Raw genomic sequence first — 16,878 nt, forward strand, 5'->3', positions numbered from 1 at the left:
GCATGAAGATACTCGTGCTGACCAACCTGTTCCCGACGCCATGGGATCCCTTGCGCGGAGCGTTCAATCGGCAGCAGTTCGAGCGGCTGGGGCAGCGTCACGACGTCGATGTGCTCACCGCGGTGGATTTTCGCGAGCGTCTGGCCGGCGTGCGTGGCGAAGTCGATGTTGCCGGATTGCACATGGATCATTTTGTGTTCGTCTATCCGCCACGCATCGGCCGCGCGTTGCACGCAGCCTGCTGGCTGGTCTCGCTGTTGCTTCAGCGCGGCCGTCGGCTGCGTGCTGCGCACTACGACTGCGTACTCGCCAGCTGGGCCTATCCCGATGCCGTCGCGGCAGGTTGGCTGGCGCGGCTGCTCGACATTCCGTATGTCGTCAAGGTGCACGGCAGCGATCTCAACGTGCAGGCGAATCACGCGTTGCGCCGTCCGCAGATCCGCGCGGCGCTGCGTCATGCCGGCGCGGTCGTCGCGGTGAGTCGCGCGCTCGCCGACAAGGCAGTTGCGATCGGGGCGGACGCGGCACGGGTGCACACCCTCTACAACGGCGTCGACGGCGATCGGTTTGCGCCAGGTGCACAGGCTGCGGCGCGGAATCGGCTACAGCTCCCCGCGGCGCTGCCGATGCTGCTTTACGTCGGTAACCTCAAGCGCAGCAAGGGCTGCGCCGATCTGCTGGAGGCGTTTCCTGCCTTGCTGACGGTACGCCCGCAGGCGCGGCTAGTCTATGTGGGTGTCGGACCCTGTCGGGCGGAACTGCTCGAACGCGCCACCGCGCTGGGTTGCGCCGGGTGCGTGGATCTGGTCGGCGCTGTCGCGCACGCCGAACTTGGCGACTGGTTCCGCGCGGCTGACCTGTTGTGCCTGCCCAGTCATAACGAAGGTGTGCCAAACGTGGTGCTTGAGGCGATGGCCTGCGGTATCCCGGTGGTGGCGAGCCGGGTGGGTGGCATTCCGGAAGTGTTGCCCGAGTACGCAGGGATGTTGGTTCCGCCATGCCAGCGTGAGGCTTTGTCGGCCGCCCTGATCGAAGCCTGCGACCGCGCCTGGGACAGTGCCGCCATCGCGGCACACGCGCGTGGTTTCCGTTGGGACGATAATGTGGAACGGCTTGACCGCATTCTGCAGGCGGTCGCCACAGGGTATTCCTCCGAGAGCGACAGGGCAGCATGAAATTCAAGCCGAACAAGCAGCAATTGCTGGGCCTGTTGCCGAATACGCTGGTGCTGACCCGCGGTCCCCGCGACGGCGACGCCATCTATCTCAGTTTCGACGATGGGCCGCATCCGGAGCACACACCGCGGTTGCTCGATCTGCTTGCGATGCACGACGCACATGCGAGCTTTTTCCTGGTCGGCAAACAGGTTGAGCGGCATCCCGCGCTGGTAGAGCGCATCGTGGCCGCGGGGCATGCGCTCGGCAACCATTCGTACAGCCATCCTCCCGGTTTCAACAAGATATCGCTGCGCCAACAGCTGCAGGAGATCGATCGTACCGATCACCTGCTGGCGCAATTCGACCACCGCCCGCAGCATCGCTTCCGGCCGCCGCGGGGTAGCGTGTCCCTATCGCTGCTGCTGCATTTCGCCAGACGGCGACGGAACATCGCGTATTGGTCCTACAACAGCATGGACTATCAGCATCCAGCGGATGCGGACATGGCCGCGCGGCTGCGCAAGCAGCCCCCGCGTGCCGGCGACATCGTGCTGATGCATGATGACAACGCCTGCGCGGGTCGGGTGTTGAGCCTGTTGTTGCCGGAGTGGCGAGCCAGTGGGCGTTCTCTGCTTGCCCTGCCATCCGAGGCTGCATGAGGATTATCTATCATCACCGCACTCGCGGCCGCCATGTCGAAGGCGTGCATATCCGCGGCGTCGTCAACGCCTTGCGTGAACTTGGTCATCAAGTAACGGTGTTGTCATTCCCAGGCGCCGATCCCGAGCGCGAGCCGGTTGCGCAGAAGGGTACCGGCCGGCCTGGCCGGCTGGCCGGCATCGTGACGCGCCTGCCCGGCGTGCTGTTCGAATTCATGGAGCTGGCCTACAACCCGGTGACCCTCGTGCGCATGAGCATGGCGATCCGGCGCGAGCGTCCACAGTTGATCTACGAGCGCTATTCATTGTTCCTGTGCGCCACCGTCTGGCTGGCACGGCGTCTTCGAATTCCGCTGGTACTCGAAATCAACGACTCGGCGCTGGTCGAGCGGGTGCGTCCGCTGCGCCTGAAGAGCCTGGCGCGGCGCATGGAGTCCTGGTGCCTGCGCAACTGCACCGGCCTGGTATTCATCTCAAGCTACTTCAAGCAGCAGGCCGAAAGTGCCTACGGTGCAATTGCCCCATCGGTGATTTCACCGAATGCGGCGGATCTCACACGCTTCGATCCGGGTCGTTTCGACGCCGTGCGCCTGCGTGCCGAACGTGGTCTCAGTGGTCGCGTCGTATGTGGCCATATCGGTGCGTTTGCGCATTGGCATGGCATGGATGCATTCGTCGAGGCGATCGCCGCGCGCATCGCCGAAGTTCCCCACCTGACCCTGGTGCTGGTCGGCGACGGCCGCACGCTGCCGGCCATACGCAACCTGGTCGCCGAGCGCGGCCTTGCCGAGCGCGTGCTGCTGCCGGGCAGGGTGGCGCATGACGACATCGCCAGCTGGATTGCCTGCATGGATTATGCGGTGCTGCCCGATTCCAATCAGTACGGCTCGCCGATGAAACTGTTCGAGTTCATGGCCATGGGAGTGGCGATGGTGGCCCCGGATTACGCACCGATCGCCGAGGTCGTCAGTGATGGCCATACCGGCTGGCTGTTTCCACGCCGCCAGACCGATGCCTGCGTGCAGCGCGTACTCGACCTGGCGACGCAAGCAGACGAACGTCGGCGCGTGGGTACGGCGGCGCGTGAATACATCATCCGCGAGCGCCAGTGGCGCAACAACGCCGAACAACTTCTGACCTTGTTGCCAATAGGAGCGCCACGCTGATGGCAATTGTCATCCTGCTCGTCGTCATCGTGCTGCTGATGCTCGGCATGCTGGTGCTGGCGTGGGGCATCCGTGCCCGCAATATGCAGATCTGGCTCGGCAGCTACCTGCGCCGCCGGCCACCGTCGCGTCCCGCCAAGGGCCCGGTGCACGTGATGTTCTGCTTCGTCGATCACTTCGAGCCGGCCTGGGGGCGGGTCGATCTGGCCACCCAGCGCCAGCGCGTCGATCGCTGGTGCCGCGATTACCGCGTACTCGCCGATGCCCATCGCGACGCCGATGGACGTCCACCACAGCACAGCTTCTTCTATCCCGAGGAGGAATACCTCGAAGAGCATCTGCAAAAAATCGCCGCGTTGTGCGCAGAGGGTTACGGCGAGATCGAGATCCACCTGCACCATGACGACGACACCGCGGAAAACTTCAACGCGACAATCAGCCGTTTCAACGAGCTGCTGCATGCGCGGCATGGCGCATTGTCGCGCGACCCTGTAACGGGACACCTGCGCTTCGGTTTCATCCACGGCAACTGGAGTCTGGATAATTCGCGCGCCGACGGGCGCTGGTGCGGCATCAACAACGAACTGATCCTGCTGCGCGAGCTGGGCTGCTACGCCGATTTCACCCTGCCGTCGGCACCGAGCGATACGCAGACGCGCATGATCAACGCGATCTACTACGCCACCGACGATCCACTACGCCCGAAGTCGCACAACACTGGCGAACCGGTCAGGGTCGGCGGGAGCGCCAGCGGTGACTTGATGATCATGCAGGGCCCGCTGGGGCTGAACTGGCGCGAACGCCGTTTCGGCCTGATCCCGCGCATCGAGAACGCCGATGTACGCCGCGGCTGTCCGCCGACGCCGGCGCGTGTGGATGCCTGGGTACGCACCGGCATCCACGTCGAGGGGCGCCCTGAATGGGTGTTCGTCAAGGTGCATACCCACGGCACGCAGGAGCGTGACATGGATACCCTGCTCGGCGCCGCCGCACATGCCATGCACGCCCACCTCGAAAACGCCTACAACGACGGCACGGATTACGTCCTGCATTACGTCACCGCGCGCGAGACGTACAACATCATCAAGGCTGCCGAGGCGGGCAAGAGCGGCAACCCGCACGCATACCGCGACTTCGTGCTGCCGCCGCCGCCGCATCGATCGCATTTATGGTGTGGCGAAGAGGCATAAGCTGGAGTGTGCGATCGGCGCGTGTCCCATGGCAAAGAGTGCATTCGCCTGCGGTTGTTTGTGCCGATTCAAGCGCTCATCAGGAATTCGTAGACGCGCCATCCGCTGTGTCGTAGATGGAGGGAGGGTCGCCCGTGCCAGTCATATCGGCATCGGTGCCGGTGTCCATCGGGTGATGCTTGCTGACAAACCTACTCTTCAGGGCGTTGATCCGCTTCTCGAAAAAGTGCCAGCTGAGCTCGGCAGCGACCAATGCGAACAGGATTTTCCCCAGCATGACGAGGAGGGGATACGACGCCCCATCGATCCGTGCCAGTTCCAGCAATTTCGACAGGAACCCGCCGGCCGGCCGTTGCAGGAGATACAGGCCGTAGCACAGTCCGCCGATGTGGCACAGCCAGCGCATCCTGAGCCATGCCGTCACGCGCTGATCGCGGTAGGCAATGGCGAACAGCACCAGGGTGAAGAAGAAGAAGGCAAGGATGCTGTATCCAAAGATCCGGCAGAAAAATCGATAGCGATCCAGCAGTCCCGCATCGAGCAAGCCGGCGACAACCAGAATCATGCCCACCAGCGTCGGTGCGATCGCCCGTTTCGGAATCACGTTGATGGCGCCGGAGCGTGCCAGCGCAGCCAGCAGCACGCCGACACTGATGTTGTCCAGCCTGGACAGGGTTGCGAGATACTGGATGCGCTCGTTGTGCGGGTAAACATCGTACATGGCATAGCGAAACAGTGGCGAGATCACCATCAGCGCGACCAGCAGCCAGACAAGTCGGCGCGGCCCCAGCACCAGTACCACCAATGGCGCGGTGAGGTAGAACTGCTCCTCGATCGATATCGACCACAGCGGCGCGAGAAAATAGGCAGGCTCGACGCCGGTGATCGCCTCACGCATATTGCCCATGTAGGTCAGGTACCAAAGCGGATTCCCCGAGTCGCGCACGAACGCAGTGTTCAGATAAGCCCCGCCATGCAAGATCATTTGCGTGACGGGAACGATCAGGAACAGTCCAATGACCAGTGCGTAATACAGCGGGAATATGCGCAATATTCGCCGTGAGTAGAAGTTCTTCAGAAAGCCGATGTCATCCCTGGTGTCGAGCAGGATGCCGCCGACCAGGAAGCCGCTGATCACGAAGAACAGGTCGACGCCGGACCAGCCAAAGTGCGCCAGATTGGCGTAGTGAAGATAGAACCCGCCAGACCCCGGCCAGAAGTGATGCAGCAAGACCATGAGTATCGCGATACCGCGCAGACCTTCCAACTCGGCGATCTTGCCGGAGTAATCGAGTTTGTTCATGAGTCCATTGACTCCAAACTGATGCGAATCGGCCTGGCACGAGTGCATGCGCTCGTGTGTGAGGCGCTGGTTTGTCCGCGGTCCACGGTGCAACCCCTCGGCAAGCGATCACATTGTATGGCCAATATCCAACCGGGATGGGAACCTCAGGTTTCGAGCAGAGATGGTGTGGAATCGGCAGTTGGGGACGTTCTGCCCGCGTAGCGCCGCCGCATTCGCAAGAACGGGCGCTCCACCAGATAGTAGGAGCAAATGGCGGCTGTTATTGCGATCGCTATATTGAGCGGGAACGTGGTAAGCCAGCTATCGAGATGTCTGTTCAGGAAAGGCTGCTGCCAGAGATAGAGCGAATAGCTCAGCGTTCCGGCGAAAATCATCGGTGCAGAGTTCAGGAATTTCCCCATGCGCGTTGCAGCATGGCGCGTACTCGCTTCGATGAGAACGGTAATCGCCACGAGCTTCAGCGGTGATCCGAAAAAATCGACCAGCGTGTAACCGTCAAACCGGTTTATCAGGATGATCAGTGGGAGCAGCAGCCACATCGCACGGCTCGCCGTGGTCCTCACGTACCAGTTCTGCGCGAGCAATCGGGGGCGCAGGATCGCGAAGGCGCAGCCAATCGCGATGCCGTCCGCAACCGCCGGGAAAATTTCCAGATCGCGATACGGCCCTGGTGCGATCATGAGGTGCATGGCTGCGCGCACAACCGGCGCAGCAAGGAAAGCCGCCAGCGCGACGAACAGGGCGCGCCTCTGACCCAGCCACACAAACAATAGCGGCCAGAGAAAATAGAACTGCTCCTCGACCGCGAGCGACCACAGATGCCCCACATACCATGGCCGGTGGGCGTCATAGTTGGTCAGGTACGCAATGGCGGCCAGGAAATCCACGCGACGGATCGCGATCCAGGAGAGCCACGTCGCGACTGCAATGACGAGCAGATAGACATAAGCGGCGGGAAGAATGCGCAATGCTCGCCGCGCGTAGAAGTCTTTGAGAGAGACCGTCCCGGATGCGCTGAATTCGTTGATGAGAAGGGTCGTTATCAAGTAGCCGGATATGACGAAGAACACGGTTACACCAAGGTGACCGAGATCTCCCACAAAGTTGCTGATACGCCACGCCGGAAAGCCACGCGTTCCATCTGCGTGCATCAGAAAGACAAGCGCAATCGAGATCGCGCGTATGCCATCGAGGGAAGCAATTCTCGAGTTTTTCACTGGCAGTCTCCTGTTATGGGAGCTTGCCGCCGTGCACGGGCGGCGAGTTTTGACGCGTGGAGCCATCGAATTGACGCATGAGCCATTGCACCACACCGACGCCGCGGTTGTTCCAGTTGAAGCGTCGCGGCGTAGCACCGTTCGCGGCGCAATCCAGACTGTACGAGCTGGACAGTCGCGCCAGCCGCTGATCCAGTGCGCGCTGCTGCACAGGGTCGGTTTCGAAGTAGCGGGCGGCCGCCACTGGCAACGTCATTTCGACGTCGTGTGCATCGCTAAACCAGCCATCGGAGTTTTCGATGGCGATGAGCTGCTTGTCGCTGGCATGGGCAGAGGACCAGTACCAGCTGATCTGGCCATCATGACCGCTGCAGGTATCGCGCCAGTCCTTGCCCGCGATGGTTTTCAGGTCGATCCAGCCATGGTGTTCCAGGTAGCGACCGAAACCGGTGATCATCGGCGGGATGCGCCAATCGCCGGTGACCAGCCACGCGTGCCACAGCCCGTCGATGATGTTTTCGGTCATCCACGGTGAGGTACCGCGTACATCGCTGGCCGCGTCGTAGCTGTCGCCCTCGTGCGCCTGCCAGCTATTGCGCCAGGAGCCATCATCGCCGAGGCCGTCCGGATTATGCTGCTGATGCTGATACAGCCAGCCCAGGCGATCATCGATCCGCTTGAGATAGCGTTTGTCGCCGGTAATCTCGTATGCACTGACCGTCGCCAGCAGACCGAGCCCCGCTTCGCGCTCGGTGAAACGCTGCTCCGGTTTGGTATAGGGGCCGGCAGGGAAATTCCAGCCGCCGGTATCCCATGCGCCGATCATGCGCTCGATAAGTGCGGGATCGTGCTCGCTGTCATCGCCGGTGAGTGCGAGCGCGAACAGGATCGGCTCGACGTAGACGTACTTGGGGTCGCAGACACTGACTTTGCCAAGGCTCCAGCCGCCGCCACACAGTGGCCAGCCCGGTCCGCCGATGCGACGGAGGTGCTCCATGTAATAGCGGTAACTTTCGCTGGCTGCCGCCAGGTAATCTTCACGTCCGGTGCGCACGTATTGCTGAAACAGCGTCGTCGGCCGATCGAACAACCAGGAAGAACCCTCGTCGCGCGGCAAAGGTTGTGCCCATTTGAACTGCGCAGCGAAGTAGCGATCATAGGGTCCCGGCGATAGAGCTGGCTGCTGCGGGCCAGCGATCAGCGAGGCGGACATCCATTCGGGACTCAACATGGCAAGCACGCCAGGTACGCGCACGCCGTCGGCATTCTCGACAAGCCCGTCGACATAGGGCCATCCGTCCACCTGCCTAGTGCCGTCGGCCGGCTCGACAGTAAAACGGAGTGCGCGATTGTCGCCGTCAAGTTCGACATGGAATTGCACGCGTACCGCGCGAATGCTGCTGTCCTGGAAGTGCCAGTACAGTGTCGGCTCGACATGGGACGGCAACACATCACCATGCTCATCGACAATGCGGACTTCATTGGCATCGCGCAGCATGCCAGGCGGAAAGGGAATGCCGAGCGTGACGGCCACGTTCTTGCCGATGGCGCCGTGGCGGCGCAGCTCGATGCGCTGCCAGCGGGGATCCATCTTGGTGCCGCCACTCAGCATGACTTGTGGTGGCTGGAGTAGCGATGTGCCGGCGCCATCATCGTTGACGATGTTTTCGCGATACGTGCGCACAGCCTGGACCCCGACGCCGAATGCCAAGGCGGCAAGCGCGGCAAGCAGCCATCGGAATGCAATGCGTGATTGAACGTGGGATGAGGCCATGCCAGGCATCCTGCCGTGGCTACGGAAGGTGGGTGCTGTACGCATCTGAAGCATGACCGATGCGGGTGATGTTCATTTCAGTTGCTCACGGTCAGCTTTGCCGCGAGCTTGCGTTCCCACGCCAACGCGGTGCGCACGATGAAATCGAGATCGTCATGGCGAGGCGCCCAGCCGAGTCGGCTGCGCAGTCGGTCGGCACGGGCGATCAGCATGGGCGGATCGCCCGCGCGTCGCGGTTGCTCGGTCACCTTCAGCAGATGACCGCTGATGCGTTGAACAGCATCGATCACCTCGCGCACGCTGTAGCCGTGGCCATAGCCGCAATTGAGGGTCAGCGACTCGCCGTCGGCGCGCAGGTGATCCAGTGCGCGCAGATGGGCCGCAGCCAGATCCTCGACGTGAATATAGTCGCGGATACCGGTGCCGTCCGGGGTGTCGTAGTCGGTGCCGAAGATCGACAAGCTGTCGCGTTTGCCGACTGCATGCTCGCAGGCGACCTTGAGCAGCAGTGTGGCGTTTGGTGTGGACTGGCCGATTCGGCCCTGCGGATCGCAGCCGGCGACATTGAAGTAGCGCAGGATCACGTGCCGCATTGCGCCGGTCGCGCTGAGGTCGCGCAGCATCGTCTCGGACATCAGCTTGGACATGCCGTACGGATTGATCGGCTGCGTGGGCGTGTCCTCGTCGGCCACGCCGCTGGCCGGCATGCCGTAGACCGCGGCGGTCGAGGAGAACAGGAACTGGCGGACGCCAGCTTCCGCGCAGCAAGCCAGCAGGTTGCGCGTATTGCAAGTGTTGTTGCCGTAGTACTTGAGTGGGTCGCGCACCGATTCTGGAACTACGGTATGCGCGGCGAAGTGCAGCACCGCATCGACACGGTGTTCGGCCAGCACCCGTGCGACCAGCATGCGATCACCGACATCGCCGACGATCAGTTCAGCATCCTGCACTGCTTCGCGGAAGCCACTGACCAGGTTGTCGATCACCATCACGCGCTCGCCGCGCGCGCGCAGCTGCTGGGTGACATGGCTGCCGATATAGCCGGCTCCGCCGGTTACGAGTATCGCGTGACGATTCATCTGATACTTCCCATGCTGGCCGTTCCGGAGAGAATGCTGCCCGCTATCTGGCTGAACGCTGCCGAGCACCAGCGGAATGAATCAGCATTTCAAGCTGTGCCTGCTGTGCCTAGCCGTGGTGGGTGATGTGTGCGTTGCGCACGTTCATCGCCTGAACACGACGCCGAAATAAATTTCGTTTGCGCGGTAGCCAGCACCCGAAGCGGTGCTGTTGAGTTGACGGTGGTCAATCGAGAGCCGCCAACTCCAATGCGGTGTCCTGGTGTAGGTCGCGCTGATGCCGTAGTTGATTGACTCGTCGCGGCGGCCGAGAAACCGATAGTTGAGTGTTTCCTCGTTGACATAGGCCGAAAGCGTGATGGACTCGCGTAACCGATAGTCAAGGGCGCCGCTACCACCGTGGCCGGTCTGGTCGAACGAGTGATCGTTCAAGTAGTCGAGTTTGCGGTACAGCGGCGATGCGGTCAGCGTCAGCCGGTCGGTGGTGAGGGTGTAGACCCCCTCAAGCCGTTGATCCAGGTAAACCTGCGGGTCGATCACGGCCCCGCCGGTGCTGATGCTTGATGCGGTGCTGCCTGGAGCCACGCCGTTGCCAATAAAGGTCTGTCCAGGCTGCAGAGCCATATCCAGAGCCGCATCGGAGTATTGACGCGCAGCGGTGACGCTGAAACTGCTGTGTGGCGTTGCCACCCAGCCCAAGGTCACTCGGGCCATCGGAGTGGAAACCGTGGGTGCTGCCTTGAAATCGATTTGCGACCAGCCGAGTGCTACGTCCAGATTGAAGTGAGTGAGCTTGCTGACATAGCGTCCGAACAGCTCGTTGCGGGTGAAGTCGGGATTGTTCAAAACCCCGTCGGGATTGTTATCGGAATCGCTTGGGGCGTTGTAGAAATCGGCGTGCTGGGTTTCGAGATTGAACGACAATTGATCGTTGGGGCCGAGATCCTTGAATAGGCGCAGAGCAGCTTCGCCACGCGAAGAATCGAATTCCTTGACCTTCGATGCGTCACTGTTGATATAACGCAGCTCGGCCTGCCCACGCAGCGTATCGCCGAGCATGAAATGCAGGGTCGGCCCCAGCATCACCACGTTGGTTTGCTGCTGGTTGTTTGGCGCGTCGCTGGACAGGGTCGAGAGCGGCTCCACTCCTGCGAAATCCTGAATGGTGAAGTCCAGCCGCTGCGGCAGCACGGTCCAGTTGGCCTGCCCTGTGAGCTGCACGAGGGTCTGATTGTCGAACGCGTTGCCGAGATAATCCTTGTATTGCAGGGTGCCCGAGACATTCGTCTGCACGGCGGAGCCCTGCTGCACGAAAGTGAAATTGAGGCCAGGAATCAGCACGTTCTGGCTGATCGGGTTGGATGTGCTCAAATTGATGTTGTCGCTGTGTTCAATACCGGCAAACAGCGAATAGTCGAACTGTGCTGCTGTCGCCGCGCCCGAGGCAGCGGCAAGCGCCAGCGCAACCGCGCAACTGAGCGTGCTAGATGCAGGCATGTATCGATCCCCCATGGAACAGGCCGCCAGGCCTGTTGTTTGCGACGCGACAGATCAGGGTGCGTGATTGAAAACCACCCCGGCCACCTTGTTGGCATCGAAGTTGGCAACGGCATGACTGATTGTTGCCGGCGTATCGCGCCCATACCCTGCCACCACGACCACAAAGTCGGCCAGGTCGGACAGGATGCGCGCGTCCGGCGAACCCTTGATGGCCGGGCCATCCAGAAAGAGATAGCGATCCAGGTAGCGGCAGCGCAGCGAGTCGATCACCGCGCGCATGCGAAACGATGAGAAATATTCGCCACCATTTTCGCGCGGTTTGCCGGCCGGGATCAGCCGCAGGCGGGGGATCCCGGTCCGGTACAGCACCGATTGAATGCCGGCTGCCGGATGCTCGAGATAATCGATCAGGCCGCCAGTACTCGCATCCACTCCCAACGCCTTGTGCTGAGCCGGATAGCGCAGGTTGCAATCGATAAGAAGGCTGGTCTTGGCTTCATCGAAAGCGAACGCGGTGGCGAGGTTGCGGGCCACGAAACTGCCGCCCGAACGCGGGCTCACCGGGACTACCAAGGTGACGAAGTTGTGCTCGCCGCCGAGCCAGAGCAGACGCGTGCGTATCTCGCGAAAGGCATCGGATTGCCTGCGCACCGAATCCTCACGGTGGATCAGTCGGCGCTGTTCCAGCTGCAGCGGAACCAGGGCGCTGCTCTCCGACATGCGCGCGATCGAGTGACCGGTGGCAGCACGCTGCGTGAGGTTGCTCGGTTTGACTCCATGTGTCGTGCCATCGGGGTCGATGAGCAATTTGTCGTCATCAGGCCCGTTCATGCCATTCCCTTCAGCTTGAGCCAGAACAGCGCCAGATAGGCCAACGCAACTCCCACAACGATCAGCGCCAGCAGCACGTTACGCAGCCGCTCACGTTGCCGATCCTGTGGCGTGGCATAGAACGGAATCGTCGCCAGCACCATCAGCCCGGTGGCGCGCTCAAGCTGCGCGGTCGAGCGTACTCTCGGGTCGAACCGTGCGATAGCGAACAGCAGGCCCAACGGAATTACCAGCGAAAGGACGATCCCGCCCAGACCGAAATGCATGAAGCGCAGACCGGACGGGGTGAGCGGCATCACGGCAGGATTCTGGATGAGGAAGGTGAGGCCTTGCTGCTTGGCATCCAGGTTCATCGACACGCGCGCGTTTTCGCGGCGCTTGAGCAGATCCTGGTAGACGTCTCGGTTGACGTTGTAGTCGCGGGTCAGTTCGGACGTGACGTTTTCCGAGTTGGCGATGCGAGTACTGCGTTCCATCTCGGATTGCAGCATCGACTCACTCGCGCTCATGCGTGCACTGGTCGCGGCGATGTCAGCGCGGCTGGCGGACAGCTGGCTCTTGAGTTGTCCATAGAGCGGATTGAACTGTGAGTTGTTTTCGACCGCGGCTGGCGCGCCGCCCTGCTGGCGCCGATCAGCCTGGGCGATCTGTTGCCGCAGATCTTCCATCTGGTGGCGGACGCGGACTACGTCGGGGTAGTCCGCGGTATAGGACATCAGCAGCTTGTCGAGCTGGGCCTGCAAGTCGGCGAGTTGGGTTTGATAAATGCCCTGGGTGGTCTGCACCGCAGTGACTTCGGATTCGCCTGACAGCTGCGAATTCAGCGAGGCTTCCTGTGAGCGCTTCTCCATCAGATCCATGCGCGAATTCTCGATCTGGGTGCGCAACTGGCTGATGCGGGCATCGGTGTCCGTCTCACTGCCAGGGCGGGCATCGGCATTGGCCCCGCGATAGTCCTTGAGCTTGTCTTCCGCGTCCGTCAGCTTCTTTCGGTAGGCCTCGACCTGGCCGTTGATGAATTCGAAGGCGTCGCGGCTTTCGCGTTGCTTGGAGGCCAGGCTTTCGCTGATGAAAAGCTGCGCGTACTCGCGGGTAACATCATAGGCCCGCTTCGGGTCGGAGTCGTAGTAGCTGATCGTGATCAGGTTTTCGTGCGAGATCACGACCTTGGTGCGGGCCTTGATCGCCTCGATCAATCGATCCTGTTCCACCGGATTTGGTCGGGCGGCCATCCATCCGCCGACGACCAGGATCTGCCCCATCACCTTGCGGCTGAAGATCACGGCTTGCGCGATGCCGGCGCGGTTGGCGTTTGCCGTGGTCGAGGCGGCACCTTCCATCAACGGGGTAATGATGCTGCTTTCCTGCGCCAGGATGGTGGTGGACGCATCGTATTTTTTCGGCCACTGCGCACCGATGATCAGCGCCGCCAGCGCAGTGACCGCGAACACCAGACCCAGGGCGATGCGCCGCCGCCGTGCCTCGCTCACCAGCACCGGCACCATCGCGGCAAACGGAGTGATTTCTTCGCTCATGGCGGTGCCTGTCTTTCAGCCTCAGAACGAGCGTTGTGGCACGGTGATGACGTCACCGGGTTGTACCGGATAGTTGGTCGTCAGTTGGCCCTGCTGCAGGATCTTGTCGAGGCGCACCGCATAGGACTGGGTGGTGGTGCCGTCCTTGCGATAGAGCTCGGTGCGATCCGCGGCAGCGAACTCGGTGGTACCACCGGCGGCCAGCACGGCATCGAGTACCGTCATGCCCTGGCGATAGGGCAGCGAGACCGGAGTGCGCACGGCGCCGGTCACGCGTACGCGCGACAGGTACTCGTGGCTGCGCAGCTCGATCAGGATCACCGCCACCTGCGGATCGCGCACATAGGCCTGCAGCTTGTCCTTGACCTCGGCGGCGACCTGCTCAGGCGTCTTGCCGCCGGCTTCGACGTCACCGATCAGCGGTACAGTGATCCTGCCGTCGGGCCGTACCGGTACGCTTACACTGAGATCCGGGTTGTGCCAGACCGAAATTTGCAGTTGATCGTCGACGCCGATGTGATACTGGCTCACGGCTTGGGCGTCGGCGTTGAGCTTGGGCGGCTCGCTGGATCCGGGGCCGGTGGCGCAGCCTGTCAGCATCAAAAGTAGGCATAACGCAAGGAAGCGATACAAGCTCTTCATGACAACCACCCCTGATTGACTTGCAGGTTGTGAACATTATCACAACATAATGACAAACAATGAATTACCGGCTTGAATCGTCAAAGTCTGTAGCCGTACCCGCGTTCAGAACGGTTTTTGGCCCGCTTCGGGCGTGGCCATGATCTGGCGCCAGTCAGCGGCGACACCACCCAAACAGAAAACAACCACGGATGAGTCGCATGCAGCCTCTGCAAAATACCAAGATCGCCATCGTTGGACTGGGTTATGTCGGGTTGCCACTGGCGGTCGAATTTGGCAAGTTTTACGACACGTTCGGCTTCGATATCAATACAACTCGTGTCGAGGAACTACGTGCCGGAAGAGATATCACGTTGGAGGTAGATGCCGATGAACTGGCGGCCGCCTCTCGTCTGCGTTTCAGTGCTGCGCCGGACGATATCCGTGCTTGCAATGTCTACATCGTCACCGTGCCGACGCCGATCGACGCGGCCAAGCGTCCGGATCTGACGCCCTTGATCAAGGCCAGTGAAACGCTGGGCAGGGTCATCAAGGCTGGCGATATCGTGGTGTACGAGTCCACCGTGTATCCCGGATGCACCGAGGAAGTGTGCGTTCCGATTCTCGAAAAAATCTCGGGCCTCACCTACAACCGCGACTTCTTCGCCGGTTACAGTCCCGAGCGCATCAACCCCGGCGACAAGCAGCATCGCGTCACCAGCATTCTCAAGGTGACCTCCGGTTCCACGCCGGAGGTGGCTGATTTTGTCGACCGCCTGTACGGTTCGATCATCACCGCCGGCACGCACAAGGCCAGTTCGCTGAAGGTGGCCGAAGCCGCCAAGGTGATCGAGAACACCCAGCGCGACCTGAATATCGCACTGGTGAACGATCTGGCCAAACTGTTCAACAAGCTGGGCATCGACACCCTGGAAGTGCTGCAGGCGGCCGGCACCAAGTGGAATTTCCTCCCATTCCGGCCCGGCCTGGTCGGCGGCCACTGCATCAGCGTGGATCCGTATTACCTCACGCACAAGGCGCAGGAAGTCGGCCATCATCCCGACGTCATCCTGGCCGGCCGACGCACCAACGACAGCATGGGCCAGTACATCGCCGGCGAAGTGATCCGCCTGATGGTGTGCAAGGGCATCAATCCGGTGCGTGCACGCATCCTGATTCTAGGCCTGGCGTTCAAGGAGAATTGCCCGGATCTGCGCAACACCCGCGTGGTCGACATCGTGGAAGCGCTGAACGGCTACAGCGTCGAGGTCGACATCGTCGATCCCTGGGTGGACCATGCGGCGGCGATGCACGAATACGGCATTGCCCTGGTCAGTGCACCACAGTCGGGCCAGTATGATGCGGTGATTGTGGCGGTGGGCCACCGGCAATTCGCCGAGATCGGCAGCGCGGGCATTCGCGCGTTCGGCAAGCCTTCTTCGGTGCTGTACGACGTCAAGTATGTGTTGCCGCGCGATGCAGTCGACGGCCGACTTTGAGTTAATGAGGACGCAATGAAGATTCTTGTCACCGGCACGGCCGGATTCATCGGCTCGCACGTCGCCCTGCGCCTGCTTGAGCGCGGCGATGAAGTCATCGGCATCGACAACCTCAGCGACTATTACGACGTGAACCTGAAGAAGGCGCGGCTGGCGCGCTTCATGGATCACCCGGGTTACACCCATGTGGCGGCGGATCTGGCCGATCGCGCGGCGATCGAGGCGACGTTTGCCACGCACAAGCCGCAGCGCGTGATCAACCTTGCCGCACAGGCCGGCGTGCGCTACGCCGCGCAGAATCCGCATATCTACGTGTCGACCAATGTCACCGGTTTTCTGCACATCATCGAAGGCTGCCGCCATCACGACGTCGAGCATCTGGTGTTTGCCTCCACCAGTTCGGTGTATGGCGCGAATACCCGGATGCCATTCTCCGAGCACCAGCCCACCGAACATCCGCTCACGCTGTACGCGGCGTCGAAAAAAGCCAACGAGATGATGGCGCACAGCTACGCGCACTTGTACGGGCTGCCGTGCACGGGCCTGCGCTTCTTCACCGTGTATGGCCCGTGGGGACGGCCCGACATGGCGCTGTTCCTGTTCACCCGGGCGATTCTGGCCGGCGAACCGATCAAGGTGTTCAACCACGGTCATCACAAGCGCAGCTTCACCTATATCGATGACATCGTTGAGGGTGTGCTGCGCACGCTCGATGCCGTACCCACCGGCAACCCGCAATGGAACGGGATGGCGCCTGACCCGGCCAGCAGCCTCGCGCCCTATCGACTTTTCAACATCGGCAACGAGCGGCCGGTGGCCTTGCTGCGCTATATCGAGGTGCTGGAGCAGTGCCTGGGGCGCAAGGCGCAGATGGAACTGCTGCCCCTGCAGGCGGGTGATGTCCCCGATACCGAGGCGGACATGTCGGCGCTGGCCGCGGCGGTGGACTACTGCCCGAGCGTGTCGGTGGAAGAGGGCGTCAGCCGTTTTGTGCAGTGGTATCGCGAGTATTACCGCAGCTAAGCGGCGTTACACCGCGGCGTAACCGGGCGCAGTCCATTGCTTGCCCCGCGCGATTTGTCGCGGGCACGGCGCGGCGGCCGGTGCGGCCGGGTACAATCACTGACCGACGTCGTGCGGGTGCAGCCAGCCCATCCAGATACCGAGCGCGACCATGCCGATCAGCACCAGCGACAGGCCGATGCGGCGGGTCAGCGCCCATACGGTGCGTTTGTCGTCGTCCTTGTCGGTCATCATGAAGTACAGCGCCTGGCCGAGGCTGAAGATCACCACCAGCAGCACCACCACCAGCGCACATTTGTAGACGGTTTCCACGTGATTGAT

Annotated in this window: 15 protein-coding genes; 6 read left to right on the forward strand and 9 right to left on the reverse strand. The window is 61.7% G+C overall.

The features are described from left to right. Positions 1-2 precede the first annotated feature (2 nt). Genes B0E48_RS15455 through B0E48_RS15470 form a run of 4 tightly spaced genes read left to right on the forward strand, consistent with a single transcriptional unit; the run spans position 3 to position 4,172 of the window. Positions 3-1,175, forward strand: a complete 1,173-nt coding sequence (locus B0E48_RS15455) for a glycosyltransferase (RefSeq protein ID WP_077519183.1) — start codon at positions 3-5, stop codon at positions 1,173-1,175. Further along, entirely contained in the window at positions 1,172-1,816 is a 645-nt protein-coding gene (locus tag B0E48_RS15460) for a polysaccharide deacetylase family protein (RefSeq protein WP_077519041.1), read from the forward strand. The genes B0E48_RS15455 and B0E48_RS15460 overlap by 4 nt, the downstream gene beginning before the upstream one ends. Continuing rightward, a complete protein-coding gene (locus B0E48_RS15465; RefSeq protein ID WP_077519042.1) occupies positions 1,813-2,982 on the forward strand; it encodes a glycosyltransferase family 4 protein in 1,170 nt (389 codons plus the stop codon). The genes B0E48_RS15460 and B0E48_RS15465 overlap by 4 nt, the downstream gene beginning before the upstream one ends. Beyond that, positions 2,982-4,172: a hypothetical protein gene (locus tag B0E48_RS15470; protein ID WP_077519043.1), complete on the forward strand. Its 1,191-nt coding sequence runs from the start codon at positions 2,982-2,984 to the stop codon at positions 4,170-4,172. The genes B0E48_RS15465 and B0E48_RS15470 overlap by 1 nt, the downstream gene beginning before the upstream one ends. Positions 4,173-4,251: 79 nt before the next feature. Here B0E48_RS15470 and B0E48_RS15475 read toward each other — a convergent pair whose 3' ends face one another. From B0E48_RS15475 to B0E48_RS15510, 8 genes are all read right to left on the reverse strand, one after another. Then, entirely contained in the window at positions 4,252-5,523 is a 1,272-nt protein-coding gene (locus B0E48_RS15475) for an acyltransferase (protein ID WP_077519044.1), read from the reverse strand. A 98-nt stretch (positions 5,524-5,621) separates the two neighbouring features. Beyond that, positions 5,622-6,695: an acyltransferase gene (locus B0E48_RS15480; protein ID WP_168170381.1), complete on the reverse strand. Its 1,074-nt coding sequence runs from the start codon at positions 6,693-6,695 to the stop codon at positions 5,622-5,624. A 13-nt stretch (positions 6,696-6,708) separates the two neighbouring features. After that, positions 6,709-8,469 carry a hypothetical protein gene (locus tag B0E48_RS15485; protein WP_174566749.1) on the reverse strand — a complete coding sequence of 587 codons (1,761 nt, stop codon included), beginning with the start codon at positions 8,467-8,469 and terminating at the stop codon, positions 6,709-6,711. Positions 8,470-8,546: 77 nt separating this feature from the next. Further along, a complete protein-coding gene (gene galE / locus B0E48_RS15490; protein ID WP_077519046.1) occupies positions 8,547-9,548 on the reverse strand; it encodes a UDP-glucose 4-epimerase GalE in 1,002 nt (333 codons plus the stop codon). 144 nt (positions 9,549-9,692) lie between these two features. After that, on the reverse strand, positions 9,693-11,045 hold the full coding sequence (locus B0E48_RS15495) for an outer membrane beta-barrel protein (protein WP_077519047.1): 1,353 nt from the start codon (positions 11,043-11,045) through the stop codon (positions 9,693-9,695). 54 nt (positions 11,046-11,099) lie between these two features. Beyond that, positions 11,100-11,768, reverse strand: a complete 669-nt coding sequence (locus B0E48_RS15500) for a polysaccharide biosynthesis protein (RefSeq protein ID WP_254423995.1) — start codon at positions 11,766-11,768, stop codon at positions 11,100-11,102. A gap of 107 nt (positions 11,769-11,875) precedes the next feature. Beyond that, positions 11,876-13,414: an XrtA system polysaccharide chain length determinant gene (locus B0E48_RS15505; RefSeq protein WP_077519048.1), complete on the reverse strand. Its 1,539-nt coding sequence runs from the start codon at positions 13,412-13,414 to the stop codon at positions 11,876-11,878. Positions 13,415-13,435: 21 nt separating this feature from the next. After that, positions 13,436-14,056 (reverse strand): XrtA/PEP-CTERM system exopolysaccharide export protein, encoded by a 621-nt coding sequence (locus tag B0E48_RS15510; RefSeq protein WP_077519049.1) that lies wholly within the window; start codon positions 14,054-14,056, stop codon positions 13,436-13,438. Positions 14,057-14,256: 200 nt separating this feature from the next. Here B0E48_RS15510 and tviB point away from each other — a divergent pair, with 200 nt between their 5' ends. Continuing rightward, positions 14,257-15,534: a Vi polysaccharide biosynthesis UDP-N-acetylglucosamine C-6 dehydrogenase TviB gene (gene tviB, locus B0E48_RS15515; RefSeq protein WP_077519186.1), complete on the forward strand. Its 1,278-nt coding sequence runs from the start codon at positions 14,257-14,259 to the stop codon at positions 15,532-15,534. A gap of 15 nt (positions 15,535-15,549) precedes the next feature. Continuing rightward, a complete protein-coding gene (locus tag B0E48_RS15520; protein WP_077519050.1) occupies positions 15,550-16,557 on the forward strand; it encodes an NAD-dependent epimerase in 1,008 nt (335 codons plus the stop codon). Between the two features lie 96 nt (positions 16,558-16,653). Here the strand turns inward: B0E48_RS15520 and B0E48_RS15525 are convergent, their stop codons facing one another. After that, positions 16,654-16,869: a twin transmembrane helix small protein gene (locus tag B0E48_RS15525; protein ID WP_077519187.1), complete on the reverse strand. Its 216-nt coding sequence runs from the start codon at positions 16,867-16,869 to the stop codon at positions 16,654-16,656. Positions 16,870-16,878: the final 9 nt, after the last annotated feature.

The sequence above is a fragment of the Rhodanobacter sp. C03 genome, assembly GCF_002001175.1.
Classification (GTDB): domain Bacteria; phylum Pseudomonadota; class Gammaproteobacteria; order Xanthomonadales; family Rhodanobacteraceae; genus Rhodanobacter.